Here is a 25,860-nt window from a genome sequence, read left to right as displayed (position 1 = left end):
GGGTGTCCTCCCCCGCCCTCAGGCCGAGCGGACGGGGACGAGCCGGTGGGTGGCCGGTGCGCTGGGCACGCCGAGGCGGCGGGCGGCGAGGTCGAGGAAGGTCTCGGCGTCGCGCAGGAGGTCGTCGGCCTCGCGGGCGCCGACCCGCAGGGCCCCGGACTCGAGGAGGGCCTGGCGCTCGGTGGCGGCGGCGAACCGCTGCGCCCACTCGACGAGCTCGGGGGCGACGCCGACGACGAGCGACCAGACGTCGTGCGGGCCCTCGCCGGGCAGCCGGGGGCCACGGCGGCCGGACCCGGCGGCGACGAGGGCGGCCCCGGCGCGCAGGGCGGCGAGGGAGGCGTCGGCGTGCCGGGTGGAGGCCACCGGGGCGGCGCAGGCGGTGGCGAGGGCCTCACGGGAGCGGTCGAGGAGGTCGAGGGTGGTCGTGGCGTGGCTCATGGGGGATCTCGTTCCTCAGTCGTGGGCTCGCAGGAGGAGCCAGTGGTCGTCATCGCGGCCGAGGTCGAAGACCCCGACGGTGCCGGAGGGCGGGGCCGCCTCGACCCGCCACACCTGCCGCTGCGGGTTCGGCGGGGGCCCGGAGGGGTCGTCGCCGACCTCGCGCCACCAGGCCCGGCGCTCCTGCCACGAGGCGAGGACGGCGCACACCGTGTAGCGGCGGCCGCGCCACACGAAGTCGCGCGGGCCGTCGGCACCGGCCGCGGGGTGCTCGCCCCGGACGGCGACGGGGTCGTGGTGACGACGGGCCACGGTGACCTCCGGTGGGCAGGACGGATCCGCCGGCAGGCCGCTCGGGAGGGCCGCCGGCTCGACGGACCCGAGTCGGGATGTCGAACACCTGTTCGACTTCCTCCACTGTAGACCGCTCCCCCGACACCACGTCAAGCCCGTCCGCAGACTCGCCGGACGACACGCCGAGGGGTCGCTCCACACCGCCCGACCGCGCGTCGCGTCGACCCTCCGGGGCCGCGGCCCAGCCGTCACTACGCTGCCGCCATGGGTCCAGAACCGGGCGAACCGGTCGCCGCGCGCGACCTCAGCGGCCACCCCGGCGTGCGTGCCGTCCTCGACACGCTCGCCCTGCACCACGTCGTCCCCGAGATCCGGCACCTGCCCGACGCCGTGCGCACGGCGAGGGCGGCCGCCGACGCCCTCGGGATCACGCCGGCCGAGATCGCCAACAGCCTCGTCTTCGTCGCCACCGACCACGAGGGCGCGACCCGGCCCTTCCTCGTCCTCGCCTCCGGCGGCCACCGGGTCGACACCGACAAGGTCGCCGCGCTCGCCGACCTCGCCTCGCTCGACCAGGCCGACCCCGAGTTCGTCCGCGAGCACACCGGCTTCGCCATCGGCGGCGTCGCGCCGGTCGGCCACCCGCACCACATCGACACCGTCGTCGACGTCACCCTCGGCCGGTACACCACGGTGTGGGCCGCGGCGGGCCACAGCCACTCGGTGTTCGCGACGAGCTACGACGAGCTGATCCGGATCACCGGCGGCCACCCGATGGACGTGGCCTGAGCCTTCAGGACCGTGCGGCCGGCGCCGGCTCGGTGAGCGCCGGCTCCGCGGCGAGGAGGTCCGCGTACCAGGCCTCGAACGCCGGCCCCTGCTCGCCGCTCCACGCCGTGGCCGGCGCCCGGGCGAGGAAGCGGCCGAGCGCCGCACGGGCCCCGTCGGGACCGAGCCGGGTCACGAGGGTCGCGAGCTCGGCGCGGTGGGTCCCGACGAGGAGGGAGAGCCGGGCCTGGTCGGTGAGGTGGCGCAGCGCGTCGGCCCCGGGGTCCGGGGTGTCGAGCCGCTCGGCGGCCCGGGTCGTGTAGTCGAGGAGGGCGGCCTCCCGGCGGGCCGTGGCGCCGCCGTCCCCGGTGGGGCCCTGCGGCGGCGGGCTCCCCGGGCCCGTGGCGGCGGTCGCGGAGGGAACCGTGACGCCCCCCGCCCGGGCGCCGTCGACGACCTCGTGGATGTCGGCGAGCACCCCGCGCAGCCCCGCGGCCCCGAGCGTGGCGATCGAGTGCGGCACCGCCTCGAAGAGGACCGCTCGCACGTTCGGCAGGCGCGGCAGGACGCCGCGGGCGATCTCCAGGACCTCGGGCGCCACCGGCCCGACGTGGGAGTCGAGGTAGACGTCGCCGAGGGAGTCGCCCCCCGCGACGTGGACCTCGCGGACCCGGTCGAGCGGGATGCTCGCGAGGAAGTCCTCGACCCGCTGGCGCCCGTTGAGCTCGTTGGCCCAGATGTTGTGGAGGTCGAGCAGGATGCCGCAGTCGGCGCCCCGCGCCACGGTCGCGACGTACTCGCCGTCGGTCAGGTCCCCCGGGGTGGCCCGCACGTAGCTCGTCGGCGTCTCGACGAGGAAGGGCGCGTCCCACCGGTCCTGGTAGCGCCCGACGTGCCCGACCGCGGCAGCGGCCGACTCCGGCGTCGGCACCGGAGGGAGGAGGTAGCCGGCGTACCGCTCGGACCCCGGCGCGCCCACCCGGTTGAAGGACAGGTGCTCGCTCCAGTGCGACGCCTCGACCTCGCGGGCCGAGAGCGCCGCCGCCGCCACGCCGTCGGGGTCCGGGGGGCAGGTCCCGCCCACCGGGTACCCGACGCCGTGGCTGAGCAGCGGTCGCTGCGTCGAGCGCAGCCACCGGAGGGCGTCTCGCGCGATCCGGCGGCCCCGCCCGTCGTTGCCGTCCCACAACGTCTGGGGCTCGACCTCGAGCACGTCGACGAGGTCCTCGACCTCGTGCCAGAGGAGGTCGACGCCTCCGGTGACGATGAGCCCGACACCGAGGTCGAGGTGGGACGGCGGTGGTGTCACGTCAGCCGCCGAAGCCGATCGCGCGCTCGTGGATCGGCATGGCCTCGAACTTGTCGTTGATGACGAACTGCTCGAACTGGAGCCAGTCGAGCTGGAGCCCGGACGTGCAGCCGGTGTGGCCGGCCCGGTCGAGGACGCTCTTGAGTGCGGAGGTGAACTTGTCGAGGTCGTACATCACCTCGCGCGAGGCGTAGATCCTCGTGGCGCGCGGCGGCAGCGGCTGGGGGTTGAGGTCGGACGGCATGGGAGGTTCCTCTCGTCATGGATGACGGCACCCGGGTGGGTGTCACCAGGAGGAGGACCCACCGCCGGGGCTGATACGGAACCGCGGAGGGACCCGGGCGGTCTGAGTACCCGTACGGATGTGGCGGGCCACCCCTCGGCGGGAGGCTCGAGGTCGCCGCGCCGGTCGCGGGAACGGGCGCTGAGGGGGGTCCGTACCCGAGACCGGCGCGGTGCAGCGCCCGGCACCGGGTCCCCGGCCGCCAGACCTTCACACGACCTCCACATGTCCCACACCAGCCCCTCCCCCGCGCGCTTGTAGCGTCCGAGCACCGCACCGGGACCCAGAGGGGGAGCACGTGATCAGCGTCCAGTCACTGACGAAGCAGCACGGCAGCATCACCGCCGTCGACGACCTCAGCTTCGACGCCCGGCCGGGGGCCGTCACCGGCTTCCTCGGGCCGAACGGCGCCGGCAAGTCGACGACGATGCGCGTCGTCATGGGCCTGGACCGGCCGACCTCGGGCACCGCGCTCGTCGACGGGCGCGCCTACGACGGGCTCACGGCGCCGCTGCGAGAGGTCGGCGCGCTGCTCGACGCGGGCGCCATGCACCCCGGGCGGACGGGCCGCTCGCACCTGCGGATCGCCGCCCGCAGCAACGGGATCCCCACCACGCGCGTCGAGGAGGTCATCGAGCAGGTGGGCCTCGACGGTGCCTCCCGCCGCCGGATCAGGACCTACTCCCTGGGCATGCGCCAGCGGCTCGGCATCGCCGCGGCCCTCGTCGGGGACCCGGGTGTCCTGCTCTTCGACGAGCCGGTCAACGGGCTCGACCTCGACGGCGTGCGGTGGATCCGCTCGCTCTTCCGCGGGTTCGCCGACGAGGGGCGCACCGTCCTCGTCTCGAGCCACCTCATGAGCGAGATGCAGCTCATCGCCGACCGCGTCGTCATCATCGGGAAGGGCCGGCTCATCGCCGACTCCACGGTCGACGAGGTGCTCACCGGCCTGGGAGGGCAGCGCGTGCGCGTCCGCACCCCCGACGCCGACCTCCTCGCCGGGGCCCTCCGCCCGCTCGTCGCCTCGCTGGAGCGCACCGGTCCCGACGAGCTGGAGGTCGACGGCCTCCCCGCCGCCGAGATCGGGGTCGTCGCGCACCGGGTCGGCGCCGTGCTGCACCGCCTCGCGGAGGTCGAGCAGTCGCTGGAGCAGGCCTACCTCGGCCTCACCGAGGACAGCGTCGAGCACCACGGACACGCGTCCGACCGGGTCGGTGCCGCGGCCGAGGGTGGTGCCCGATGAGCGCCACGGTCCCCGTCGCGACGCCCGCCCGCACGGCCGTCGGGGTGCCGCAGGCGTTCCTACGCACCTGTCGCGCCGAGTGGAGCCGGCTGTGGACGGTGCGCTCGACGTGGTGGTTCGCCCTCGCCACCGCGGTCGCGGGCATCGGCATCGGCCTCCTGCTCGGTCTCGACGCCGCCGACAGCCCCGACATGGAGGTTCCCGCCGAGGGCGCCTTCGCCGGAGGGAGGTTCGCCGGGATGTTCGTCCTCTTCGGTCTCCTCGCGACCGCCGTCGTCGCGACGACCGGGGACCACGCGACGGGCGGGATCGTCCCCTCGCTGCAGTGGACGCCGCGCCGGGGCATCCTCCTCAGCGCCCGCACGGCCGTCGTCACGGCGACGTTCACCCTCTACGGGCTCCTCGTCGTCACCGCGGCCAGTCTCCTCGTCCGCGTGCTCGTGCCGGGGTTCGGCCTTCCCGCCGACGGGACGCTGGCCGTCCTCGGCGACGTCGGGTTCGGCTACGTCACCTGCGTCCTCATGGCCGTCGGGCTGGGCCTGTTCCTCCGCAGCACCCCGGGCGGGCTCGTCACCGTCATCGCCCTCGTCATCGTCGTCCCGCTGGTCTTCGGGAACCTGCCCTTCGAGCTCGCCCAGCGCATCGCCGAGTACGTGCCGGGGACGAGCGTCATCACGCTCATCGTCAACGAGGGCAACGAGGTGCTCAGCGACGGCAAGGCCAGGCTCGTCCTCGCGGCGTGGGCGGTCGGGTCCATGCTCCTCGGCTCGGCCCGGCTGCTGCGGTCCGACGCCGGCCAGTAGGAGACGGGGAGCGGTCGGCGGCGGCGCTCAGAGGCCGAGGTTGTCGAAGACCTCGAGCGTCGCCGTCGAGCGGTTCATCGTGATGAAGTGCAGGCCCGGCGCGCCCTCGTCGAGCATCCGCCGGCCGATCTCGGTCGCGATCTGGACGCCGACGGACCGCACGGCCACGGGGTCGTCCTTGACGGCCTCGAGCCGCCCGACGACGGCCGGGGGCAACGGCGTGCCCATGAGCTCGGACATCCGCTGGATCTGCTTGACGCTCGTCACCGGCATGAGGCCCGGCGTGATCGGCAGGTCGCGCCGCGCGGCGACGCGGTCACGCAGCCGCAGGTAGGTGTCGGCGTCGAAGACCATCTGGGTGACGGCGAAGCTCGCGCCGGCGTCGGCCTTGCCGATGAGCACCTCGACGTCGTGGTCGAGGTCGGGACTGTCGGGGTGGACGTCGGGGAAGGCCGCGACCCCGATGGTGAAGTCGCCGAGACCGCTGATGAGGCGGACGAGCTGGTCGGCGTGGTCGAGCCCCTCGGGGTGGGGCGTCCACTGCCCCCGCACGTTGCCGGGCGGGTCTCCGCGCAGCGCGAGGATGTTGCGCACCCCGGAGGACGCGTACTGGCCGACGACCTGCCGCACCTGGCGCACCGAGGCGCCGACGCAGGTGAGGTGGGCCAGCGGGGTCAGCGAGGTCTCGTCGGCGATCCGCCCGGTGACCCGCACCGTGCGGTCCTGGGTGGTGCCGCCGGCGCCGTAGGTGACCGACACGAACGCGGGTCGGACCCGCTCGAGCTGGCGGATGGCCGTCCACAGCTGGGCCTCGGCGTCGTCGTCCTTCGGCGGGAAGAACTCGAAGCTGATCGAGGGCCGGTCCTCGCGCAGCCGGGCCGGGATCGACGCGACGAGGTGCTCGGGACGTCCGCCTCCTCCGTGGTGGGCCATGGCGGTGAGGGTAGTCGAGGCCCGACGCCGTAGGCTCGGGGGCGCCAGCATCCGACCGCCCGCGCCGCTCCTCGCGGCCATGGAGGACCTCCGTGCCGAACCCCCTCGACACCGCCGACCTGCGGAGCCGGGTGCAGGAGTGCCTCGACCTCGAGCTGGCCCACCAGGCGCAGGTCGTCGCCGAGCTCGGCCCGGACGTCGACGACCTCCTGCGGGCCGTCGCCGACCTCCTGCGCGGTGGCAAGCGGCTGCGCGCGGCCTTCCTCTACTGGGGCCACCGTGCCGCGGGGCGCCCCGACTCCGACGCACTGGTGCGCCTCGCCAGCGCGATGGAGATCTTCCAGGCGGCGGCACTGATCCACGACGACGTCATGGACGACTCCGACACCCGCCGCGGCCTGCCCGCCGCGCACCGGGCGATGGCGAGCGCCCACGCCGGGCGCGGCTGGACCGGCGACCCCGACCGGTTCGGCCTCGCCGGCGCCGTCCTCGCCGGCAACCTGTGCCTGACCTGGGCCGACGAGGTCTACGCGACGAGCGGCCTCGCACCCGACGACGTCGCCCGCGGCCGGCCGCTCTTCGACCGGATGCGCAGCCAGCTCATGGCCGGGCAGTTCCTCGACGTCGTCGAGTCGATGCGCCCGTGGACCGGCGTGGAGGCAGGGGAACGCGTCGAGCGGGCCGGCCGCGTCATCACCTACAAGAGCGCCAAGTACACCGTCGAGCACCCCCTGCTCATCGGGGCCGCGACGGGCGGTCTCGACGGCGAGGGCACCGCAGCACTGTCGCGCTACGGGCTCGACCTCGGCCGGGCCTTCCAGCTGCGCGACGACCTCCTCGGGGTCTTCGGCGACCCCGAGGCCACCGGCAAGCCGGCGGGCGACGACCTGCGCGAGGGCAAGCGCACGGTCCTGCTCGCCCACGCGCTCGCGGGCGCCGACGACGGCGGGCGCGCCCTCCTCGACCAGCTCGTCGGGCGCCCGGACCTCGACCGGGACGCGGTCGACGAGCTGCGCGGCGTCATCGCCGGGTCCGGCGCCGTCGACGTCCTCGAGGCCGAGATCGGCTCCCTCGCCGACTCCGCGCGGGCGGCCCTGGCATCGGCCGCGTCGCTCGAGGCCGAGGCGCGCGAGGTCCTCCTCGGGCTCGTCGACGTCGCCACCGCCCGCCACGCCTGAGCCCGGCGGACCGGGCCGGCGCGGGAGCGCCTAGATGTGATGCCCAGCCAGGTTGTCCAACCGGGTGATGGGTGCGACCTTGCCGATCGCTGAGTGGGGCCGGTGGTGGTTGTACTGGTGGAGCCATGGTGACAGGGCGGCGAGGCGGTCGGTCTCGGAGGGATAGAACGTCTTGAAGGCCCACCCGTCGACCAGGGTGCGGTGGAAGCGTTCGATCTTGCCGTTGGTCTGTGGTCGGTAGGGGCGGGTCCGTTTCGGGGTGATGCCGAGCTCGGTGCAGGTGTCGCGCCACAGGTAGGAGCGGTAGGCGCCACCGTTGTCGGACAGCACCTGGCGCACGGTGACTCCGCGGGCAGCGAACCACGCGACAGCGTTGCGGAGCACGGCCGTGGCGGTCTCCTTCGTCTCGTCGTCGTGGGCCTCGACGTAGGCCACCCGGGAGTGGTCGTCGATGACGGTGTGCAGGTAGCAGGTCCCGATCAGCGGGTGGTGGTACTTGCTCTTGGGTGCTCCGGTCCGCCGCGAGGTCGCTGACCGGTTCCGCAAGCCTTGTTCGCGCCCGACGTAGCGCCAGCCGCCGCCGTCGGGGACCTTGCCGAGCTTCTTGACGTCGACGTGGAGCAGGTCGCCGGGACGTTCGTGCTCGTAGCGGCGGATCGGTTCACCGGTGACCCGGTCGATATGGGTGAGCCGGTTGAGCCGGCATCGCACCAGGACCGCGTGCACCGTAGAGGCCTGCATCCCGAGCAGGTCACCGATCGCGACCGGGCCGAGGCGATGTCGCAGCCGCAGGCTCACAATCCGTCGGACCACCCTGGTCGGGGTCCGGCCAGCCTGGTGGTGCGGCGCGCTCGAGCGGTCCACCATCCCGGCAGCGCCTTCGTCGCGGTACCGCTCGGCCCACTTCGCGGCAGTCCTCCAGGACACGTCGTACCGCTCGGCCGCCCGGGCGATAGGCCAGTCGTGATCCACGACCAGTTGTCCCAACCGCAGCCGGGCGCGTGGAGTCAGGGCAGCGTTGGAATGAGTAGCGTGAGACACGAAGACCTCCTGGTGCGGGAGCGGAACCGTCAAGCAGCTCCACTCCACACCGGGAGGTCTTCACCTGTCACCGGTCAGATCGAGTCCTCACACAAACTCGACCAACGTGACTGGACATCACACCTAGAAGGCCTCCTCCATGGCGCGGCGACGGACCTCGGTCTTGAAGCCGGCGTGGATGGCCTCGATGGGCGTCCCCGGGCCGGGCAGGGTCTCGTCGCGCGTGTGCAGCCACCGGATGGCCTCGACGTCGGTCATCCCGCCGTCGTTGAGGACGGTGACGGTGCCCTTGAGTGCCGGCAGGGGGCCGTCGGCGTCGAGGAAGCCCTCGGGCACGGCGATGACCCGGCGCTCACCGATCCGGTGCGAGAGCAGCTCGCGGTCCTCGATGAGGCGCCGTACCGCCGACAGCGGCAGGCCGAGGCGCTCGGCGACGTCGGGGACGGTCAGCCACACGGGGACGAGCGTCTCGAGGTCGGCGGCGGGGTCGGGGGTCTCGTCGGTCTCGGGGGGTGCGTCGGTCACGGGGACAGGGTGCCACAGGGCACCGGTCACGTCGGTGGCCCGGACGGGCTGCCGATCCGGCGCTGCTCCGGTATCGTGCGCCCCAAAGGTCTCACTGACACCATCTGCCCCTCTCGCCTCACAGGTCAAGGACGAGTCATGGTCTTCATCGCCCCCCCGGCCACCGTTCCGCCCCAGCTGGTGCTGCCGACGGCCGCCGTCTCGGCCTCCTCGACGGCTCCACACGGCTGGGCGCCGTACACCGTGCGGGCGGGCGACACCCTCGAGGGCATCGCGACGCGCCACCGCACGACGGTCGGCGTCCTCGTGACGCGCAACCACATCCGCGACCGGCATCTCATCATGGCCGGCACCCGGATCCAGGTCCCGCGCACCGCCGCCGCCAAGGGCTCCGGGGCCGCGAAGAGCGTCGTCCACACGGTGCGGGCCGGCGAGACGCTCTCGGGGATCGCCCAGCGCTACCGCGTCCCGCTCGCCTCGCTGCTCAAGACCAACCGGCTGCGGGCCAGCGCCTTCATCCACCCCGGACAGCGCGTCACCGTGCGGGGGGCGGCGGCCACCGCCGCCTCGGCGCGCAGCGCCGCGCGGACCAGCGCGAAGGCCGCGACCTACACGGTCCGCAGCGGCGACACCCTCGGCGGCATCGCCGTGCGGTACCGCACCACCGTCGGGGCCATCGCCCGGGCCAGCGGCATCTCCTCGCGCTCGGTCATCCACCCGGGCCAGCGCCTCCGCCTGCCGGGCAGCGCGAGGACGTCGAGCAGCTCCTCGGTGCCCGACACCTTCAACGGCGTGAAGTACCCCCGCGCCATCGCCGAGGCCGCCGCCCACAACCGGGCGATCCTCGCCACCCGCGACGTCCCGAGCCGCAGCGAGACCAAGGCGATGATCGTGCGCACCGCGCGCCGCCACGGGGTCGACCCGAGGCTCGCGCTCGCCATCGCCTACAACGAGTCCGGCTGGAACCAGCGCGCCGTCTCGGTCGCCAACGCCGTCGGCGTGATGCAGGTCATCCCCTCGGGGGGCCAGTGGGCCTCCGAGCTCGTCGGGCGCCGCCTCGACCTGCTGCGGACGCAGGACAACATCACCGCCGGCGTGGTCATGCTGCGTGCCCTCGGGCGGGCCACGGACCGCACGGAGCACCAGGTCGCGGCCTACTACCAGGGGCTGGGCGCGCTGCAGAAGCACGGCATGTACAAGGACACCAAGCAGTACGTGAAGACGGTCCTCGCCCTGCGCAAGACCATGTGACCCGAGCAGACGGTGACGGCGACGGTGTCCGGCAGCACCTACACTCGTGCGGTGTCATCCACCGGCGACGCGCTCATCGGGCGCACCCTCGACGGACGCTACCGCGTGCTCCGTCGGGTCGCCGACGGCGGGATGGCGACGGTCTACCTCGCCCTCGACGAGCGCCTCGACCGCGAGGTCGCGCTCAAGGTCATGCGCCAGCACCTCGTCCACGACGACAGCTTCGTCACCCGGTTCCGGCGTGAGGCGCGCTCGGCCGCCTCGCTGAGCCACCCCAACGTCGTCGCCGTGTTCGACCAGGGCACCGACGGCGACCACATCTTCCTCGCGATGGAGTTCGTCCCGGGCAAGACCCTGCGCGACGTCCTGCGCGACGAGGGTCCGCTGAGCCCGCGCGCCACCCTCGACATCATGGAGCCGGTGCTCCTCGCCCTCGCCGAGGCGCACGGCAAGGGTCTGATCCACCGCGACGTCAAGCCCGAGAACGTCATCATCAGCGACTCGGGGGCCGTCAAGGTCGCCGACTTCGGGCTGGCCAGGGCCGTGACGAGCCAGACGGTGACCTCGAGCAGCGGGATGCTGCTCGGCACGGTGGCGTACCTGTCGCCCGAGCAGGTCGAGCGCGGGGTCGCCGACCCGCGGTCCGACGTCTACGCGGCCGGCCTCGTCCTGTTCGAGATGCTGACCGGCGGCAAGGCCTTCACCGGCGAGACGCCCATCCACGTGGCGTACCAGCACGTCCACGGCGGCGTCCCCGCGCCCTCGAGCCGGGTCCACACCGTCCCGCCGGAGCTCGACGAGCTCGTCGCCGAGGCCACCGCGCGCGACCCCGACGAGCGCCCCGAGGACGCCGCCGAGTTCCTCGGCCTGCTCCGCCGGGTCCGCACCTCGCTCTCCCCCGCGGCCCTCGACGCGCGGCCCTCCGGCGCCGCCGCCGTGGCTGCCGCCGCCTCCCCCACGTCGACCGCCGCCCTCCCCCGGACCGCCGGCGCAGCGGGCGCCGGTGCCGCCGGTGCCGGTGCCGCGGCGGGCGCCGTGGGTGCCGCCGGGGCGGCGGGCGCCGGTGGTGCCGTCGCGACCCGGGACGACGCCCGCGCGGTCCGCAGCACCGGTCAGGAGCGGACCACCGCCATCTCGATCTCCCCTCCGCTCGAGGGCGTCGTCCTCGACGACGGTGACCGCCGGTCGCGGCGCTGGTGGCCCGCCGTCGTGGCCTCGGCCCTCGTCGCCGCGCTCACCGCGTGGTTCTTCGTCCTCGGTCCCGGGGCGGTCGTCACGGTGCCGGCCGTCGACGGGCGCCCCCAGGGTCAGGCCGTCTCGGCCCTCGACCTCGCCTCGCTCGACGCGAGGGTCGTCGAGGCGTTCAGCGAGGACGTGCCCAGAGGCGAGGTGATCGCGGCCTCGCCGAGGCAGGGCGCCGAGGTCCGCAAGGGCACCGACGTCACGCTCACCGTGTCCAAGGGCCCCGAGCGCTACGAGGTACCGGCGGTCGTCGGGATGTCGCGCGCCGAGGCCGAGCGCCAGATCGAGGCGGTCAACCTCACGGTCGGCAAGGTGGGCTCGGCCTTCTCCGAGAAGGTCCCCGAGGGGCAGGTCGTCTCCGCCAAGCCCGGGCCGGGCGCCAGCCTCAAGCCCGGGACCGCCGTCGCCCTCACCGTGAGCAAGGGGCGCCAGCCGATCTCGGTGCCCGACTTCACCGGCAAGCCCCTCAAGGACGCGACGAACAAGCTCGGCGACCTGGGCCTGAAGGTCGACAGCAGGACCCAGGAGAACAGCGACACCGTCCCCAAGGGCAGCATCATCAGCCAGGACCCCCGCGGCGGCACCCTCTACCGCGGCGACACCGTGTCGCTCGTCGTCTCCAAGGGGCCGGTCCTGGTGGTCGTCCCCAACGTCGTCGGCCAGCAGACCCAGCAGGCACGCCAGGCCCTCGAGGGTGCCGGCTTCGTCGTCGAGGTGCGCCGCGCCCTCGGGGGCTACTTCGGGACCGTGCGCCTGCAGGACCCCGCGGGCGGCAGCAAGGCGCCCAAGGGCAGCACGGTCACGATCACGATCGTCTGACGCCCCCTCGATGACGACCGCCTCGCCCGGCGGGCCGCGCCACGCGCGTCTCGCGACCCTGCTCCTCGTCGGCGTCACGGCCGTGTGGGGCTCGACGTTCTTCCTCATCCGCGACCTCGTCCAGCACGTGCCACCGGCCGACTTCCTCGCCGTGCGCTTCGGCATCGCCGCGGTCGTGATGTTCGTGCTCTTCCGCCGGCAGACGCTGGGTCTGGGGCAACGCGACCTGCGGGTCGGGGTCGTCCTCGGGGTGCTGTACGGGCTCGCCCAGGTGCTCCAGACGATGGGCCTGCAGCACACCGACGCGTCGGTCTCCGGCTTCATCACCGGGACCTACGTCGTCCTGACCCCCGTGCTCGGCGCGGTGGTCCTGCGCGACCGGATCGGGCCGGTGACCTGGTTCGCGGTGGGGCTGGCGTCGGTCGGGCTCGCCGTGCTGTCGCTGCGGGGGCTGTCGGTGGGCGCCGGAGAGGCCCTGACCCTGTCGTCGGCGGTGCTCTACGCCGGGCACATCGTCGCGCTGGGGCGCTGGTCGACGCCGTCGGCGGCGGTCGGCCTCGCGACGGTCCAGGCGTCGGTCATCGCGCTCGTGTGCGGCGTGGCGGCCGTCCCGGGCGGGCTCACCCTGCCGGCGGACGGTGGGCAGTGGGCCTCGCTGCTCTACATGGCGCTCGTCGCCGGGGCGATGGCCCTGTGGGCGCAGACGTGGGCGCAGGCGCACCTCACGGCGACCCGGGCCGCCATCGTCATGGCCCTGGAACCGGTCTTCGCGGCGTTCTTCGCGGTCCTGCTCGGCGGGGAGTCGCTGACCCGGCGGATGCTGCTCGGCGGGGCGCTCGTCGTGGCGGCGATGTACCTCGTCGAGCTGCGGTCCACGCCCCGCGACCCCGGGGCCACCGCCGCCGAGGACCCGCCCGTCGAGGCCCTCCACCACGACGTCTGACCGCGGTCAGGACCCGACGACTCGGTCACCGGGGCCGATGGGGGGCAGCGAACCTGCGGGTGACGACGCACGGCACCGGAACCTTCGGCTGGGCACCCCGAAGTTCAGGGTGCCTCACCGCAGGTTCCGCCGTCCCATCGGTCCTTTTTCCGCCTCAGGCGGGAAAGGGGAGGCTCACGGGGTGGGGGGTACGGCCCGCAGAACCGCGGTCGCAGCGTCGACGGCGGCCTCGGTGCCGGCGTCGTCGACGTCGAGGTGCCACACGAGCCGGACCGCCGCCGGGCCGACCGCGTAGGTCCGCACGCCGTGCTCCAGCAGGGCTGCGACGAAGGCCGCCGCCGTCCATCCGGCCGCACCGACGTCGAGGACGACGATGTTCGTCTCGACCGTCGACGCGACGACCGAGCCCGGGGCCGCCTCCGCGCACGCCGCGGCGAACCGGGCCGCACGGGCGTGGTCGTCGGCCAGGCGCTCCAGGTGGTGGTCGAGGGCGTGGAGCCCGGCGGCCGCGAGGATGCCGACCTGCCGCATCCCGGCGCCGTAGCGTTTGCGCCACACGCGTGCCTCGGCCATCCGCGCGGCCGACCCGACGAGGACCGACCCCACCGGCGCGCCGAGCCCCTTGGACAGGCAGACCGACACGGTGTCGAACTCGCGGCCGTAGTCGGCGAGCGACACCCCCGAGGCGACGTGGGCGTTCCAGAGCCGCGCGCCGTCGAGGTGCATCGCGACCCCGACGGCCGAGGTCGCGGCGCGCACGTCACGGATGGCCTCGAGCGGCTGGACGGTGCCCCCACCGAAGTTGTGCGTGTTCTCGACGACGACGAGGGCCGTCTCGACCTGGTACGGCCCGACGCCGGTCGTCACGAGCGACATCGGCCCCGACGGCTCGAGCCGCCCGCGCACCGACGGCCACGTGCGCGAGGTGATGCCCGAGAACGCCGCCGCCGCGCCGAGCTCGGCCCGCACGACGTGCGCGTTCTGGTCGGCGACGACCTCCTGGCCGGGGGCGACGTGCAGCCGCATCCCCAGCTGGTTGGCCAGCGACCCCGTCGGCGTGAAGAGCCCGTCCTCGTGGCCGAGCAGCCCGGCGACGCGCTGCTCGAGCGCACGGACCGTGGGGTCCTCTCCGAAGACGTCGTCGCCGACCTCCGCGCTCGCCATGGCGTCGCGCATCGCGCGGGTCGGACGGGTGAGGGTGTCGGACAACAGGTCGGCGACGTACGCGGTCACGAGGGCGCTCAGTCCTTGTTGAGCATCTCGGCGACGAGGAACGCCAGCTCGAGGCTCTGCTGGTGGTTCAGCCGCGGGTCGCACACCGACTCGTAGCGCTTGGCGAGGTCGGCGTCGAGGATCCGCTCGGCCCCACCGAGGCACTCGGTGACGTCGTTGCCGGTGAGCTCGACGTGGATGCCCCCCGGCACCGTGCCGAGGCCGCGGTGCACCTCGAAGAAGCCCTGGACCTCCTCGACGACGTCGTCGAAGTCGCGCGTCTTGTAGCCCGAGGCCGACTCGAAGGTGTTGCCGTGCATCGGGTCGCAGACCCACGTGATCGAGGCGCCCGAGGCCGTGACCTTCTCGACGATCGTCGGCAGCGCCTCGCGGATCCGTCCGGCGCCCATGCGGGTGATGAAGGTGAGCCGCCCCGGCTCGCGCTGCGGGTCGATCCGGTCGATCATCCGCAGCAGGTCGTCGGTGTCGGCGTTCGCGGAGACCTTGACCCCCACCGGGTTGCGCACCTTCGAGACGAAGTCGATGTGCGCGCCGTCGAGGTCGCGGGTGCGCTCGCCGACCCAGATGAAGTGGCCCGAGGTGTCGTAGAGGTCACCGGTGCGCGAGTCGACGCGCGTCATCGGGCGCTCGTAGTCGAGGAGCAGCGCCTCGTGCGCCGAGAAGAACTCGGTCGTGCGCATCGCCTCGAAGTTCGCGCCACAGGCGGCCATGAACTTCATGGCCTTGTCGATGTCGCGGGCGAGGCGCTCGTAGCGGGCGTTCGCGGCGTTGGCGACGAAGCCCTTGTTCCAGTCGTGGACGTGGCGCAGGTCGGCGAAGCCGCCCATGGTGAAGGCGCGCACGAGGTTCAGCGTCGCGCTGCTCGCGTGGTACCCCCGGACGAGGCGGTCGGGGTCGGGGGTGCGGGACTCGGGGTCGAACTCGAAGTCGTTGACCATGTCGCCGCGGTAGGCCGGCAGGGTCACGCCCTCGCGGGTCTCGTCGTTGCTGCTGCGCGGCTTGGCGTACTGCCCCGCCATCCGGCCGACCTTGACGACGGGGACCGACGCCCCGTAGGTGAGCACCGCCGCCATCTGCAGGATCGTCTTGATCCGGTCGCGGATGTTGTCGGCCGTCGCGGAGGCGAAGGTCTCGGCGCAGTCGCCGCCCTGGAGGACGAACGCGTCACCCCGGGCGACCGCGGCCATCCGGTCCTTGAGGACGTCGCACTCCCCCGCGAAGACGAGCGGGGGGTAGCCGGCGAGCGTGGCCACGGCCTCGTCGAGCGCGGCGCGGTCGGGCCAGACCGGCTGCTGGGCGGCAGGCAGGTCGGCACCGGCGGCGAGCCGCTGGCGGGGGTCGGAGTCGGTGCTCGTGCTCACGAGGACCAAGGATAGGTCCCGCCCCCATCGGGCCCTCGCGTGCCCGCATGGCGGTATGCGGGCACCGGCCCGTGGCGCGCGCGGCTCAGGACGCCCGGGACCCGTCGGGGTCGTCCTCGAGGCCCCGGGCCAGCGCGAACCGGACGAGCTCGACCCGGTTGTGGAGGTGCAGCTTGCCGAGGGTGTTCTGCACGTGGTTCTGGACCGTGCGGTGCGAGAGGAAGAGCTCGGAGGCGATCTCCTTGTACGACATCCCGGTCGCGACGAGGCGCAGCACCTCGGTCTCGCGCTCGGTGAGCTCGGGGATGGGGCGCCGTCCGTCCTTCTCGGGCTCCGGGACCGCCTCGGACGTCGACGCCATCCGGCGGAACTCCCCGAGGACCAGGCCGGCGAGCCCGGGCGTGAAGACCGCCTCGCCCCGGGCGGTGGCCCGCACTGCGTCGACGATCTCCTGCCCCGAGGCCGACTTCACGAGGTAGCCCGTGGCGCCGGCCTTGATCGCCGCGAGGACGTCGTGCTGCTCGCCGCTCGCCGAGAGGATGAGGACGCGCGTCGGCAGGTCGCCGAGGGCGCGGCACACCTCGTCGCCGCGCATCCCCGGCAGGTTGAGGTCGAGGACGAGGACGTCGGGTCGCGTGGCCCTCGCCCGCCGCACGGTCGACGGCCCGTCGGCGGCGGTGGCGACGACCCGCAGGCCGTGCCCCGAGAGGTCGCGCTCGAGCGCCGACAGCCACAGCGGGTGGTCGTCGGCGACGAGGACGGTCGGCTCCTCGGGCCCTGCCGCCCCACCCCCGGCGGTGCCGGTCCGGCCCTGCTCGCTCATCGACGCTCCTTCACGCTGCGGGGGACGGTCATCCGCACGACGCAGCCACCCCCGGGCCGCGTCGTCCAGGTGACTGTCCCACCCAGGTCCTCCACGCGTCCCCGGATCGAGCCACTGACACCCATCCGGCCGTGCGCCGAGGCGTCGAGGAGGTCCGTGAGCTCGGCGCCGACCCCGTTGTCGCGGATCGTCACCTCGATGCCGGCGGAGTCACCCTCGAGGAGCACCCAGGCGCGCGCACCGGGCCCGGCGTGCCGCTCGACGTTGTCGAGGGCGGCGGCCACCGCCGCGTCGACCTCGTGGGCGACCGGCGCGTCGACGAGGACCGGGTCGGCGGGGACCGACACCGCCACGTCGGGGCGCTCGCGGACGGCGAGGAGGTGCCGGAGGTCGGTCTCGGCCCCCGGGACGCCGCGCAGGTCGGCGACGCCGTCGGGGACGTCGGGGGCCCCGGTGCCGGAGACGAACCGTCGCAGCGAGCGCTCCTGCTCGGCGGCCAGGGTCGAGAGCTCGGCCGCCGGACCGCCGATCTCGTCGCCCCGGCGGTGGATGAAGGCCAGCGACTGGAGGACGCCGTCGTGGACGACCCGGGCGATCCGCTCGCGCTCGTGGAGCCGCTCGCGCTCGAGGAGCACCTGCTCCTCCTGCTCCAGGCCCCGCCGGGCGAGGTCGACGGCCAGGCCGATGAGCCCACCGAGGAGGAGGAGCAGGACGATGTTGTGGACCGTCGTCTGGGTCGGCGAGCCGACCTCGATGAGGTCGGCGACGGCGATGACCGCGGCCGCGAGGAGTCCCCCGCGGGCCCCGGCGGCCACGGCTCCCCCGGCGACCGACCCGGCCGCCCAGATCGTCGGGATCGTGAACTGGCCCTGGGCGATCGCCTCGGGCGTCTCGGCGAGGAGCGTCGCGAGGACGCCGAGGACGGCGATCGCCACCTCGACGACGACGACCCGGGTGCTGCGCCGGCGGTAGAGGAGCAGGCCGAGCGACCACGCGAGCATGACGCCGAGGACGAGCGCCGCCACCCACGGCCGGACCATCGTCTCGTGCCGCTGCCACGCGAGGAACGCGGCGTAGACGGTGGCGACGGGACGGAAGACGTCGAGGCCGCGGTGGAAGGACTCGACGACGACCGGCTCGCGCCGGCCGGTCCGCGGCGACCGCGGCCCCAGCACCCCCACCCGGCGGCCGCTCAGCTGGCCCGGCGCTCCGGGCCGGGCTCGTCCATGTCGTCGAGGGCGGCCTCGAGCTCGTCGGTCGCGCGACCGGGGCGGGCGGCCTCGGCGGCCTCACGGGCCTTGTTCTTCTTCTCGCGGGCGATGCGGTCCTTCATCGCCGTCGCGTACATGTCGACGTACTCCTGGCCGGAGAGCTCCATCATCGCGTACATGATCTCGTCGGTGATCGAGCGGAGCACGAAGCGGTCGCCCTCCATGCCCTCGTACCGGGAGAAGTCGAGCGGCTCGCCGATGCGGACGCCGACCCGGATGAGCTTGGGGATCTTCGTGCCGGTGGGCTGGGCCTTGTCGGTGTCGATCATCGCGACCGGGATGACGGGCACGCCGGCCTCGAGGGCCATCCGGGCCACGCCGGTCTTGCCCTTGTAGAGGCGGCCGTCGGGGCTGCGGGTGCCCTCGGGGTACAGGCCGAGGAGCTCACCGCGACCGAGGACCTTCAGGCCCGAGCGCAGGGCCGCCTCGCTCGCCCGGCCGCCGGAGCGGTCGACGGGCAGCTGGCCGACGCCCTTGAAGAAGCCCGCCGTGAGGCGGCCCTTGAGCCCGGTGCCGGTGAAGTAGTCCGACTTCGCGAGGAAGGTCATCCGGCGGGGCACGACGAGCGGCAGGAAGACCGAGTCCGAGAAGGAGAGGTGGTTGCTGGCGAAGATGGCCGCCCCGGTCTCGGGGATGTGCTCCTGACCCTCGACCCAGGGTCGGAACAGCAGCTTCAGGATCGGCCCGAGGATGACCGTCTTGAGCACCCAGTAGAACACCGGCCCACCCTTTCGTTCGTGACGCCCGAACTCTAGTGCACCCGGTCACACTGCTCGGGTGCGTCGGTGGCGTGCGAAGATCGTGCCCCGAAGGACTTCCAGGAGGTACCGGTGGCCGAGCGGCCCGGTGAGATGGACGAGCGCGACGTCGACGAGCGCTTCGCGTCCATCATCGCGCGGTGGGACGGGCCCGTCCCCGACGGCGAGGAGCGCGCGCCCACGGGCCGCCCGCCCGAGGTCGACCGCGCACCCGCCCCGCCGACGGACGTGGAGGGGACCGCCACCGAGGACGTCCTCCCCGAGGCGCCCCGGACGACCGACGCCCCCGTAGACACCGACGCCGACGCCGACGCCGGCCCGAGCGCGACGCGCCCCGCGTGGGTCAACCCGTCGCCGCTCGACATCGTCCTGCCCGCGTCGTCCTGGCGCGCCGCCGCCGAGCCCGACGACGAGACGAAGGCCGCCGCGGCGAAGGCCGAGGCGGCCCTCGAGGACGAGCACTTCGAGCCACCGCCGGTCAGCCTGCCGCCGCAGGAGGACCTGCACTTCTGGGGCGCCGTCATCGGCCTCGTCGCCGGACCGCTCATGCTCCTCTACGTCGTCTTCGCCCGCCCGTTCCACAGCACACGGTGGTTCGTCGCCTCCGTCGCGGTCTCCCTCATCGGCTTCGCGCTGCTCGTCCTGCGCCAGCCGCGGAACCGCGACGACCACGACAGCGACGACGGCGCCCGGGTCTGACGCCCGGCTGCCGGAGGCCGGCGCCCGACGACGGCGTCCGACGACGGCGCCCGGGCTCAGAGCACGATGTGCTGGCGCCCGTCGAGGATCTCCCGGACGGCGTCGAGGTGCCCGGCGTGGACGGAGGTCTCGACGAGGACGTGGACGAGCACGCTGCGCAGGTCGGGGAAGTCGTCGGCGTCCCAGCCGTCCTCACGCGTCAGCGGCGGCTCGTCGAGCCGGCGGGTGGCCACGACCTCGTCGGCGTGGGCGATCGCGGTGCGGTACGCCGTGAGGACGTCGGCCGCCGCCTCGTCGGGACCCACGCGCCAGTCACCGTTCTCGCCCTCGGGCCAGAAGTCGAGCGGCTCCCCCGCGACGACGACCCCGAACCAGTAGCGCTCGTCCGACAGGGTCAGGTGCCGGACCAGCCCGAGGCACGACCAGCCCGAGGGCAGCACCGGCCGGCGCAGCTGCTCGTCGGTCAGGTCCTCGAGCTGGGCGAGGACGTGCCGACGCTGGGCGGCGAGGGCGCCGAGCAGCACGGCACGGTCGGGGTCGGGGTGGAGGTCGGTGGACACGCGGCCACCCTAGGTCGGCCTCCACCGACGCGCCGCGCCCACCGGTGTCGGCACCCCGGGGGCGGCCGCACGCTGCGGCTAGGGTGGGCGCCGTGGATCCCGTCGTGCGAACCGAGGGCCTCACCAAGGATTACGGCGCCGTGCTGGCCCTCGACGAGCTCGACCTCGAGGTGCCCGTCGGCACGACCGGCCTCGTCGGGGCGAACGGCGCGGGGAAGTCGACCCTGCTGAAGATCCTCCTCGGCCTCGTGAGCCCGACGCACGGACGCGTCGAGGTGCTCGGGCACGACCTCGCCACCGAGGCCGAGGCCGTGCGGGCCGTCGTCGGCTACTCCCCCGAGCACGACTGCCTGCCTCCCGACGTCAGCGCCAGCGACCTCGTCGTCCACCTCGCGATGATGTCGGGGCTGCCCCGCGTCGCGGCGCGGGAGCGGGCGGCCGAGGTCCTGCGCCACGTCGGCCTCGGCGAGGAGCGGTACCGCCCGATGGGCGGCTACTCCACGGGGATGCGCCAGAAGGCCAAGCTCGCCCAGGCCCTCGCGCACGACCCGCGCCTCGTCCTCCTCGACGAGCCGACGAACGGCCTCGACCCCGCCGCCCGCGACGAGATGCTCGGGCTCGTCCGGCGCATCGGCCACGACTTCGGCATCTCGGTCATCGTCACCTCGCACCTGCTCGGCGAGCTGGAACGGGTCAGCGACACCATCGTCGTCCTCGACGGCGGACGGCTGCTGCGCGCCTCGCGCACCGACGAGTTCCTCGACGAGACCGGCACCCTGCTCGTCGAGGTCCTCGGCACCGACGCCCGGGACCGGATGGCCGCCGCGCTGGCCGACGCCGGCGTCGAGGCCCACCCGCGCGGCTCGATGCTCACCGTGACCGCCGCGCACGACACCCTCGACGTCAGGGACCTCGTCCGGGACACCGCGAGCGACCTCGGCCTCGGCCTGGTCCGACTCCAGGTCGACCACCGCCGCATCGAGGACGTCTTCGCCGACCCCGAGGACGCGGACGTCGCCGCGGACGACGACGGCGGGGCCAGCGACGACGCCGACGAGGAGGCCGCCCGTGTCTGACCCCTCGTCCGCGACGCCGGAGGGCGCCAGCGTCATCCACGACCTCGGCTACCGGCCCTACACCGGTCCCCGGCTCGGCACCGCGGCGATCGCCCGCTCGCTCGTCGTCACGGGCTTCCGCAACGCGTTCGGCCTGGGCCGGTCCGGCCGCTCGAAGGTGCTCCCCTTCCTCCTCCTCGCGATGAACGTCGTGCCCGCCCTCGTCGTCGGCGGGGTGCTCGCGTTCGGCGGCCTCGACGAGCTCCCGATCGGGTACGCGGAGTACGCCTCGCAGACCCAGGTGCTCCTCGGCATCTTCGTCGCGTCGCAGGCACCGGTGCTGTTCTCGCGCGACCTGCGGCACGGCACCATCGCGCTGTACCTGGCACGCCCGCTGCGCTCCGGGGCCTACGCGGTCTCGCGCTGGCTGTCCCTGCTCGGTGCGACCCTCGTCTTCCTCGCGCTCCCGATCGTCGTGCTCTACGCCGCGGCCCTGCTCGTCGAGCTCGACGCCGGCACCCAGACGCGCGAGGCCGCGGTCGCCCTCGGGCTGGCCCTGCTGCTCGCCCTGGCGCTGTCGGGGGTGGCCGGGCTCATCGCCTCGTGGTCGACGCGGCGGGGCTTCGCCGTCGTCGCGATCATCGCGGTCCTCGTCATCGCGAACGGCATCGTCACGGCGATCCAGGGGATCTCGTCGGAGGAGGGCCGATCGGAGGTCGGCGAGATCGCCGGGCTGTTCTCCCCCTACTCGCTCTACCGCGGCCTCATGGTCGCGTGGACGGGCGCCGACTTCCCCACCCCGCCCACGTCGACCTCGATGGAGCTCGTCTACGTCGGCGTCCTGCTCGCGCTGTCCGCCGGCTGCCTGGCCGCCCTCGTGCTGCGCTACCGACGGGTGGCGACCTCGTGAGCGTGCTGCGGCTCGACCAGGCCTCGCGGTGGTTCGGCAACGTCGTCGCCGTCAACGGCATCTCGATGACCGTGCGTCCGGGCGTCACCGGCCTCCTCGGCCCGAACGGGGCCGGCAAGACCACCCTCATCGCGATGATGTCGGGCTTCCTCGCGCCGTCGGCCGGGACCGTGACGCTCGACGACCGGGCCGTGTGGCGGCACACCGACGCCTACCGCGACATCGGCCTGGTCCCCGAGCGCGAGATCAGCTTCGGCTACCTCACCGGGCGCCAGTTCGTCGTCGCGAACGCCGAGCTCCACGGGCTCGAGGACCCCGGCGCCGCGACCGAGCGGGCCCTGGAGGTCGTCGACATGGTCGAGCCCGCGGGCCGCCGGATCGGCACCTACTCCAAGGGGATGCGCCAGCGGGTCAAGCTCGCGTCAGCCCTCGTCCACGACCCGGCGGTGCTGCTCCTCGACGAGCCGTTCAACGGGGTCGACCCGCGCCAGCGCCTGCACCTCATGGCGCTGCTGCGCCGGATGGGCGCCGAGGGACGCACCGTCCTGTTCAGCTCGCACATCCTCGAGGAGGTCGAGCACGTCGCGCGGCAGATCGAGGTCGTCGTCTCGGGGCGGCACGCGGCGTCCGGCGACTTCGGCCAGATCCGGCGGCTGATGACCGACCGCCCCGTCCGGTACGTCGTCAGCACCGACGACGACCGGGGCCTGGCCACCGGGCTCATCGGCGAGGAGTCGGTCGTCGCGGTGGCGCTGCGCCCCGGCGGCGGCCTCGAGGTCTCGGTCGCCGACTTCGGCACGTTCGTGACCCGCCTTCCACGGCTGGCGAGCGAACGTGGCATCCGGCTGCAGGAGCTGACCCCCACCGACGAGTCGCTCGAGAGCGTCTTCGCCTACCTGGTGGAGGGCTGAGGGGTGAACCGCACGCTCGTCCGCCTGTCGCTGCAGGCCGTGCTCGGCCACCGCCGCGGCCTCGTCATCGTCCTCGTCCCGGCAGCACTCCTCGTGCTCTCGGTCGTCGTGCGGCTGCTCACCGACCTCCAGGTCGGCGTCGACGCCGCGGTCGGCCTCGGCTTCTCGCTCGCCCTTCCCCTCGTCGCCCTGCTCGCCTCCTCGGCCGTGCTGGGCCCGGAGGTCGACGACGGGTCGATCGTCTACCTGCTCTCCAAGCCGGTCAGCCGCCACGTCATCTCCCTCAGCAAGTTCGCCGCGGCGTGGGGCGTGACGATGGTGCTCGGCGCGCTCCCCCTCGGGCTCGTCGGCCTCGTCCTCGACCCCGGCGAGGGCCGGCGCGCCCTCGCCCTCGCGGCCGGCGGGGCGGTCGCGGGAACGGCGTACGCGGCCCTCTTCCTCGGGCTGGCCGCCCTGACCCGGAACGCCGTCGTCATCGGCCTGCTGTTCGCGCTCTTCTGGGAGGGCGTCCTCGGCTTCGTCCTCGTCGGCATCCGCTGGCTGTCGATCGCCGCCTGGGGCCGCGAGGTCACGGCGACCATCAGCCCCCGGCTCCCCGACGGCGACGTCGGCACGACGTACGCACTCGTGGCCGCGACGGTGCTGACCGTGGCGTCGGTGTGGTTCGCGGGCGACCGGCTGCGCTCCTTCACCCTGCGCGGCGACGAGTAGCCCCCCTCGGTTGCGAGCCCTCTGAGGCAGGTCGGGCGTCTGGTGCAGGCGAGCCATCACGGACGGCGGCTAGTCTGGACGCACGACCCGGACCGGCGCAGGGAGCTTCCGTGAGGGATCTGCAGCTCACGGTGGGGGGCGGACGTCCGCAGCAGCGTCCTCCCAGGCCCCTCACCCTTGCCACGCTCGTGGCCACGGCGACCCTCGTCGCCTGTGCGAGCGCCTGCGGGTCGGCCGCTCCTCCCAGCGGGGACCAGACCTCGCAGGCGCCCTCGTCGGCGTCGTCCGGCGCGTCCTCGACCACTGCGTCGCCGACACCTGACGGAGGGGGGAGCTCACCGACGCCGGCTCCGTCTCCTCTCGACGGTCTCACGGGTTTCGCGAGTCCGACCGGGAACATCATCTGTGCCGTCGAGGAGAACGGCTCGACGTCCTCTGTTCGCTGCACCCTCCTGGAGAGCACCTTCACGCTGCCCCCTGAACCGTCCGACTGCGAGTTCGACTGGAGCGGTGACGTGGGGCTCGAACGGTCCGTGGGCTTCCAGTGCGTGAGTGACTCGGTCAGCCAGGCGGCCGAGGTCACCGAGACGTCGCCAGCGACCTGGCCCTTCGACGACCGGGTGACGGTGATGGGCCGCGAGCAGCACGTCCTGCCCTACGGCGGCTCGGTGAGCGCCGGTGACCTCCTGTGCACGATGGCCGAGGAGGGACTCACGTGCGACAACACCGCGACCGGAGCCGGCTTCTTCGTCTCACGAAGTCGGTACGAGTTCCACTGACGGCGGAGGCTCTCCGCCCAGGACGCCCCTCGCACGTGAGGTGCCAGGCCGCCCGGTCGCCCTGCTGACAAGCGGCCGGAGGTACGGCACGCTGGTCCTCGGGGAAGGGAGAGCGTCATGGCGATGCTCACGATCGCAGCCGTCCAGGCCAGCTACGTCCTCATGGACCGCGAGGCCACCATCGACCGCGTCGATGAGCTGACGGCCGACGCCGCCCGGCAGGGGGCACAGCTCGTCGTCCTGCCCGAGGCATTCGTGCCGGGGACGCCGATCTGGATCGACACCCGGCCGATCTGGGACGGCGACGACCGCTGGTTCCGGATGCTCGTCGAGAACGCCGTCGTCGTCCCGAGCCCGGCGACCGACCGCCTCGCGTCGATCGCCGGGACCCACGGTGTCTGGCTGGTCGTCGGCGTCCAGGAGCGCGAGGCGACGGGCTCGACGATCTACAACACGGTGCTGTACTTCTCCCCCGACGGACGCCTTGTCAACCGCCACCGCAAGCTCGTGCCGACCGGGTCGGAGCGCACGGTGTGGGGCATGGGTGACGGGTCGACCCTGCGGGTCGTCGACACCGGCAGGGGCCGGGTGGGCGGCCTGATCTGCTGGGAGAACTACATGCCGCTGGCGCGCTTCCACCTCTACGCGCAGGGGGTCGACGTGTGGGTGGCGCCGACCCTCGCCACGGGCGATGCCTGGGTCGCGACGATGCAGCACCTGGCCCGTGAGAACCGGATGTTCGTCGTCGGGGTGAACCCCGTGCTGCACGTCGACTCGATCCGGGCCGACTTCCCCGATCGTGAGGAGCTCGTCCCCGCCGCCCTCGTCGAGGAGAACGGGCCGTGGATCGAGCCGGGCAACACCGTGGTCGTCGGACCCTCCGGTGCGGTGCTGGCGGGTCCGGTCCGCGAGGAGGAACGCACCCTGGTCGTGGAGGTCGACCTCACCGACGTCGCCGCCGCCCGTCGGTTCATGGACCCGACCGGGCACTACAACCGGCCCGACGTCTTCTCCCTCCACGTCGACACCTCACCCCGGCCCGCCACGACGGTCACGGAGCGCTCCACCGACACCGCCGGCTGAACCGGGCCGACGGCCCTCGGCCCCAGCCGGTCAGCAGAAGGGGTCGAGGACGAGGTCGCTGCGCTCGTCCTCGAACGGCGGCGACATCAGGGCCAGGCTCACGTCATCGGGGCGGAACGGTCCGGTCCCCTCGGTGGTCAGCTGGACCTCGACGAGCCCGTGCCCCAGCACCGCCGCGACCTCCCTGCTGCGCACGAACAGGAGGGCGCAGTCGCCGGCGTCGTCCACCTGCCGCTCGACGACCGCCCCGGGAGGGAACTCCGCGAGGACGCGCTCGCGGGCCGTCGCGACATCGGTCCCGCGGGCGAACTGCAGGCCGTACCAGAGGACCCGGTCGCCCTCGGAGGTGTCGACCGCGTGGTAGTAGGGCTTCCCGGGCTCGACGAGGGGCAGGTACGACGACTCGAAGCCGGCAGCCTTGTCGTGCGTGGCCTCCCAGGTGGCCACCGGGGCGCCGTAGCGGGTCAGCTCGACCCGTCGTTCGGGCGACGGGGTCGCGCCGGAGCAGGCCCCGAGGACGGCGACGACGAGGCAGGCGGTCGCCGCGACCGCGGCGCGGGCGCGAGAGGGCCGGCTCGGACGACGCGGGCGCGCGGTGACGGGTCGTGAGCGGTGCACGCAGGCATGGTCGCA

At 73.8% G+C, this 25,860-nt stretch carries 28 protein-coding genes; 14 read left to right on the top strand and 14 right to left on the bottom strand.

All coding sequences use genetic code 11. The features are described from left to right. Positions 1–18: 18 nt before the first annotated feature. Positions 19–441, bottom strand: a complete 423-nt coding sequence (locus tag ACFWN3_RS18390) for an SAV_6107 family HEPN domain-containing protein (RefSeq protein ID WP_377642133.1) — start codon at positions 439–441, stop codon at positions 19–21. Positions 442–456: 15 nt separating this feature from the next. Beyond that, positions 457–753 (bottom strand): DUF6504 family protein, encoded by a 297-nt coding sequence (locus tag ACFWN3_RS18385; RefSeq protein ID WP_377642132.1) that lies wholly within the window; start codon positions 751–753, stop codon positions 457–459. A 246-nt stretch (positions 754–999) separates the two neighbouring features. On the opposite strand from ACFWN3_RS18385, the gene ACFWN3_RS18380 reads away from it, so the two are divergent. Then, positions 1,000–1,524, top strand: a complete 525-nt coding sequence (locus tag ACFWN3_RS18380) for a YbaK/EbsC family protein (protein WP_377642130.1) — start codon at positions 1,000–1,002, stop codon at positions 1,522–1,524. A gap of 4 nt (positions 1,525–1,528) precedes the next feature. On the opposite strand, the gene ACFWN3_RS18375 is transcribed toward ACFWN3_RS18380, so the two are convergent. Further along, on the bottom strand, positions 1,529–2,812 hold the full coding sequence (locus ACFWN3_RS18375; protein ID WP_377642128.1) for a DUF692 family multinuclear iron-containing protein: 1,284 nt from the start codon (positions 2,810–2,812) through the stop codon (positions 1,529–1,531). Between the two features lies 1 nt (position 2,813). Further along, on the bottom strand, positions 2,814–3,056 hold the full coding sequence (locus tag ACFWN3_RS18370) for a hypothetical protein (protein WP_377642126.1): 243 nt from the start codon (positions 3,054–3,056) through the stop codon (positions 2,814–2,816). A 337-nt stretch (positions 3,057–3,393) separates the two neighbouring features. Here ACFWN3_RS18370 and ACFWN3_RS18365 point away from each other — a divergent pair, with 337 nt between their 5' ends. Both ACFWN3_RS18365 and ACFWN3_RS18360 read left to right on the top strand, forming a co-directional pair. Further along, a complete protein-coding gene (locus ACFWN3_RS18365) occupies positions 3,394–4,338 on the top strand; it encodes an ATP-binding cassette domain-containing protein (RefSeq protein WP_377642124.1) in 945 nt (314 codons plus the stop codon). Then, positions 4,335–5,141 (top strand): hypothetical protein, encoded by an 807-nt coding sequence (locus ACFWN3_RS18360; protein ID WP_377642122.1) that lies wholly within the window; start codon positions 4,335–4,337, stop codon positions 5,139–5,141. The genes ACFWN3_RS18365 and ACFWN3_RS18360 overlap by 4 nt, the downstream gene beginning before the upstream one ends. Before the next feature lie 27 nt (positions 5,142–5,168). Here the strand turns inward: ACFWN3_RS18360 and metF are convergent, their stop codons facing one another. Next, a complete protein-coding gene (metF, locus tag ACFWN3_RS18355; protein ID WP_377642120.1) occupies positions 5,169–6,074 on the bottom strand; it encodes a methylenetetrahydrofolate reductase [NAD(P)H] in 906 nt (301 codons plus the stop codon). Positions 6,075–6,166: 92 nt separating this feature from the next. Between metF and ACFWN3_RS18350 the strand changes: the two genes are divergently transcribed. Next, the gene (locus ACFWN3_RS18350; RefSeq protein ID WP_377642118.1) at positions 6,167–7,252 is read left to right on the top strand and encodes a polyprenyl synthetase family protein; all 1,086 of its coding nucleotides are present in this window, start codon (positions 6,167–6,169) and stop codon (positions 7,250–7,252) included. A 30-nt stretch (positions 7,253–7,282) separates the two neighbouring features. Here ACFWN3_RS18350 and ACFWN3_RS18345 read toward each other — a convergent pair whose 3' ends face one another. Further along, on the bottom strand, positions 7,283–8,293 hold the full coding sequence (locus tag ACFWN3_RS18345; RefSeq protein WP_377645654.1) for an IS481 family transposase: 1,011 nt from the start codon (positions 8,291–8,293) through the stop codon (positions 7,283–7,285). A gap of 123 nt (positions 8,294–8,416) precedes the next feature. Next, positions 8,417–8,818: an Rv2175c family DNA-binding protein gene (locus ACFWN3_RS18340; protein WP_377642116.1), complete on the bottom strand. Its 402-nt coding sequence runs from the start codon at positions 8,816–8,818 to the stop codon at positions 8,417–8,419. 138 nt (positions 8,819–8,956) lie between these two features. Here ACFWN3_RS18340 and ACFWN3_RS18335 point away from each other — a divergent pair, with 138 nt between their 5' ends. The 3 genes from ACFWN3_RS18335 to ACFWN3_RS18325 are packed head-to-tail and all read left to right on the top strand — an operon-like array spanning position 8,957 to position 13,073. Beyond that, positions 8,957–10,069, top strand: a complete 1,113-nt coding sequence (locus ACFWN3_RS18335; protein WP_377642115.1) for a LysM peptidoglycan-binding domain-containing protein — start codon at positions 8,957–8,959, stop codon at positions 10,067–10,069. A gap of 51 nt (positions 10,070–10,120) precedes the next feature. Beyond that, complete coding sequence (gene pknB, locus ACFWN3_RS18330) at positions 10,121–12,130, top strand: Stk1 family PASTA domain-containing Ser/Thr kinase (RefSeq protein ID WP_377642113.1); 2,010 nt, start codon at positions 10,121–10,123, stop codon at positions 12,128–12,130. A gap of 10 nt (positions 12,131–12,140) precedes the next feature. After that, positions 12,141–13,073 (top strand): DMT family transporter, encoded by a 933-nt coding sequence (locus ACFWN3_RS18325; protein WP_377642112.1) that lies wholly within the window; start codon positions 12,141–12,143, stop codon positions 13,071–13,073. A 174-nt stretch (positions 13,074–13,247) separates the two neighbouring features. Here ACFWN3_RS18325 and ACFWN3_RS18320 read toward each other — a convergent pair whose 3' ends face one another. The 5 genes from ACFWN3_RS18320 to ACFWN3_RS18300 form a co-directional block, all read right to left on the bottom strand. Beyond that, a complete protein-coding gene (locus ACFWN3_RS18320) occupies positions 13,248–14,306 on the bottom strand; it encodes a threonine aldolase family protein (RefSeq protein WP_377642110.1) in 1,059 nt (352 codons plus the stop codon). An 8-nt stretch (positions 14,307–14,314) separates the two neighbouring features. Then, on the bottom strand, positions 14,315–15,667 hold the full coding sequence (locus tag ACFWN3_RS18315) for a class II 3-deoxy-7-phosphoheptulonate synthase (protein WP_377642108.1): 1,353 nt from the start codon (positions 15,665–15,667) through the stop codon (positions 14,315–14,317). Between the two features lie 85 nt (positions 15,668–15,752). Beyond that, positions 15,753–16,490: a response regulator gene (locus tag ACFWN3_RS18310; protein WP_377642106.1), complete on the bottom strand. Its 738-nt coding sequence runs from the start codon at positions 16,488–16,490 to the stop codon at positions 15,753–15,755. After that, positions 16,487–17,671, bottom strand: a complete 1,185-nt coding sequence (gene macS / locus ACFWN3_RS18305) for a MacS family sensor histidine kinase (RefSeq protein ID WP_377642104.1) — start codon at positions 17,669–17,671, stop codon at positions 16,487–16,489. Before macS ends, ACFWN3_RS18310 begins: the two co-directional genes overlap by 4 nt. 11 nt (positions 17,672–17,682) lie before the next feature. Beyond that, positions 17,683–18,480, bottom strand: a complete 798-nt coding sequence (locus ACFWN3_RS18300; RefSeq protein WP_377642102.1) for a lysophospholipid acyltransferase family protein — start codon at positions 18,478–18,480, stop codon at positions 17,683–17,685. A 111-nt stretch (positions 18,481–18,591) separates the two neighbouring features. On the opposite strand from ACFWN3_RS18300, the gene ACFWN3_RS18295 reads away from it, so the two are divergent. Then, on the top strand, positions 18,592–19,218 hold the full coding sequence (locus ACFWN3_RS18295) for a hypothetical protein (RefSeq protein ID WP_377642099.1): 627 nt from the start codon (positions 18,592–18,594) through the stop codon (positions 19,216–19,218). Between the two features lie 56 nt (positions 19,219–19,274). Here the strand turns inward: ACFWN3_RS18295 and ACFWN3_RS18290 are convergent, their stop codons facing one another. Next, on the bottom strand, positions 19,275–19,778 hold the full coding sequence (locus ACFWN3_RS18290) for a DinB family protein (protein WP_377642098.1): 504 nt from the start codon (positions 19,776–19,778) through the stop codon (positions 19,275–19,277). Between the two features lie 92 nt (positions 19,779–19,870). Between ACFWN3_RS18290 and ACFWN3_RS18285 the strand changes: the two genes are divergently transcribed. The 6 genes from ACFWN3_RS18285 to ACFWN3_RS18260 all read left to right on the top strand — a co-directional run bounded on the left by ACFWN3_RS18285 (position 19,871) and on the right by ACFWN3_RS18260 (position 25,227). Further along, positions 19,871–20,854: an ABC transporter ATP-binding protein gene (locus ACFWN3_RS18285; protein ID WP_377642095.1), complete on the top strand. Its 984-nt coding sequence runs from the start codon at positions 19,871–19,873 to the stop codon at positions 20,852–20,854. Further along, a complete protein-coding gene (locus ACFWN3_RS18280; protein ID WP_377642094.1) occupies positions 20,847–21,743 on the top strand; it encodes an ABC transporter permease in 897 nt (298 codons plus the stop codon). Before ACFWN3_RS18285 ends, ACFWN3_RS18280 begins: the two co-directional genes overlap by 8 nt. Continuing rightward, positions 21,740–22,654, top strand: a complete 915-nt coding sequence (locus ACFWN3_RS18275; RefSeq protein WP_377642092.1) for an ABC transporter ATP-binding protein — start codon at positions 21,740–21,742, stop codon at positions 22,652–22,654. Before ACFWN3_RS18280 ends, ACFWN3_RS18275 begins: the two co-directional genes overlap by 4 nt. A gap of 3 nt (positions 22,655–22,657) precedes the next feature. After that, entirely contained in the window at positions 22,658–23,365 is a 708-nt protein-coding gene (locus ACFWN3_RS18270; RefSeq protein ID WP_377642090.1) for an ABC transporter permease subunit, read from the top strand. A 548-nt stretch (positions 23,366–23,913) separates the two neighbouring features. After that, positions 23,914–24,144, top strand: a complete 231-nt coding sequence (locus ACFWN3_RS18265) for a hypothetical protein (RefSeq protein WP_377642088.1) — start codon at positions 23,914–23,916, stop codon at positions 24,142–24,144. 123 nt (positions 24,145–24,267) lie between these two features. Beyond that, positions 24,268–25,227, top strand: a complete 960-nt coding sequence (locus ACFWN3_RS18260) for a carbon-nitrogen hydrolase family protein (protein ID WP_377642086.1) — start codon at positions 24,268–24,270, stop codon at positions 25,225–25,227. Between the two features lie 30 nt (positions 25,228–25,257). Here the strand turns inward: ACFWN3_RS18260 and ACFWN3_RS18255 are convergent, their stop codons facing one another. Continuing rightward, positions 25,258–25,845, bottom strand: a complete 588-nt coding sequence (locus ACFWN3_RS18255; protein ID WP_377642084.1) for a hypothetical protein — start codon at positions 25,843–25,845, stop codon at positions 25,258–25,260. Between the last annotated feature and the right edge of the window lie 15 nt (positions 25,846–25,860).

The organism is Oryzobacter terrae, from assembly GCF_042756445.1.
Taxonomy (GTDB): domain Bacteria; phylum Actinomycetota; class Actinomycetes; order Actinomycetales; family Dermatophilaceae; genus Oryzobacter; species Oryzobacter terrae.
Note: the sequence above shows the minus strand (reverse complement) of the source record. Positions and strands in the feature narration are given on the sequence as shown.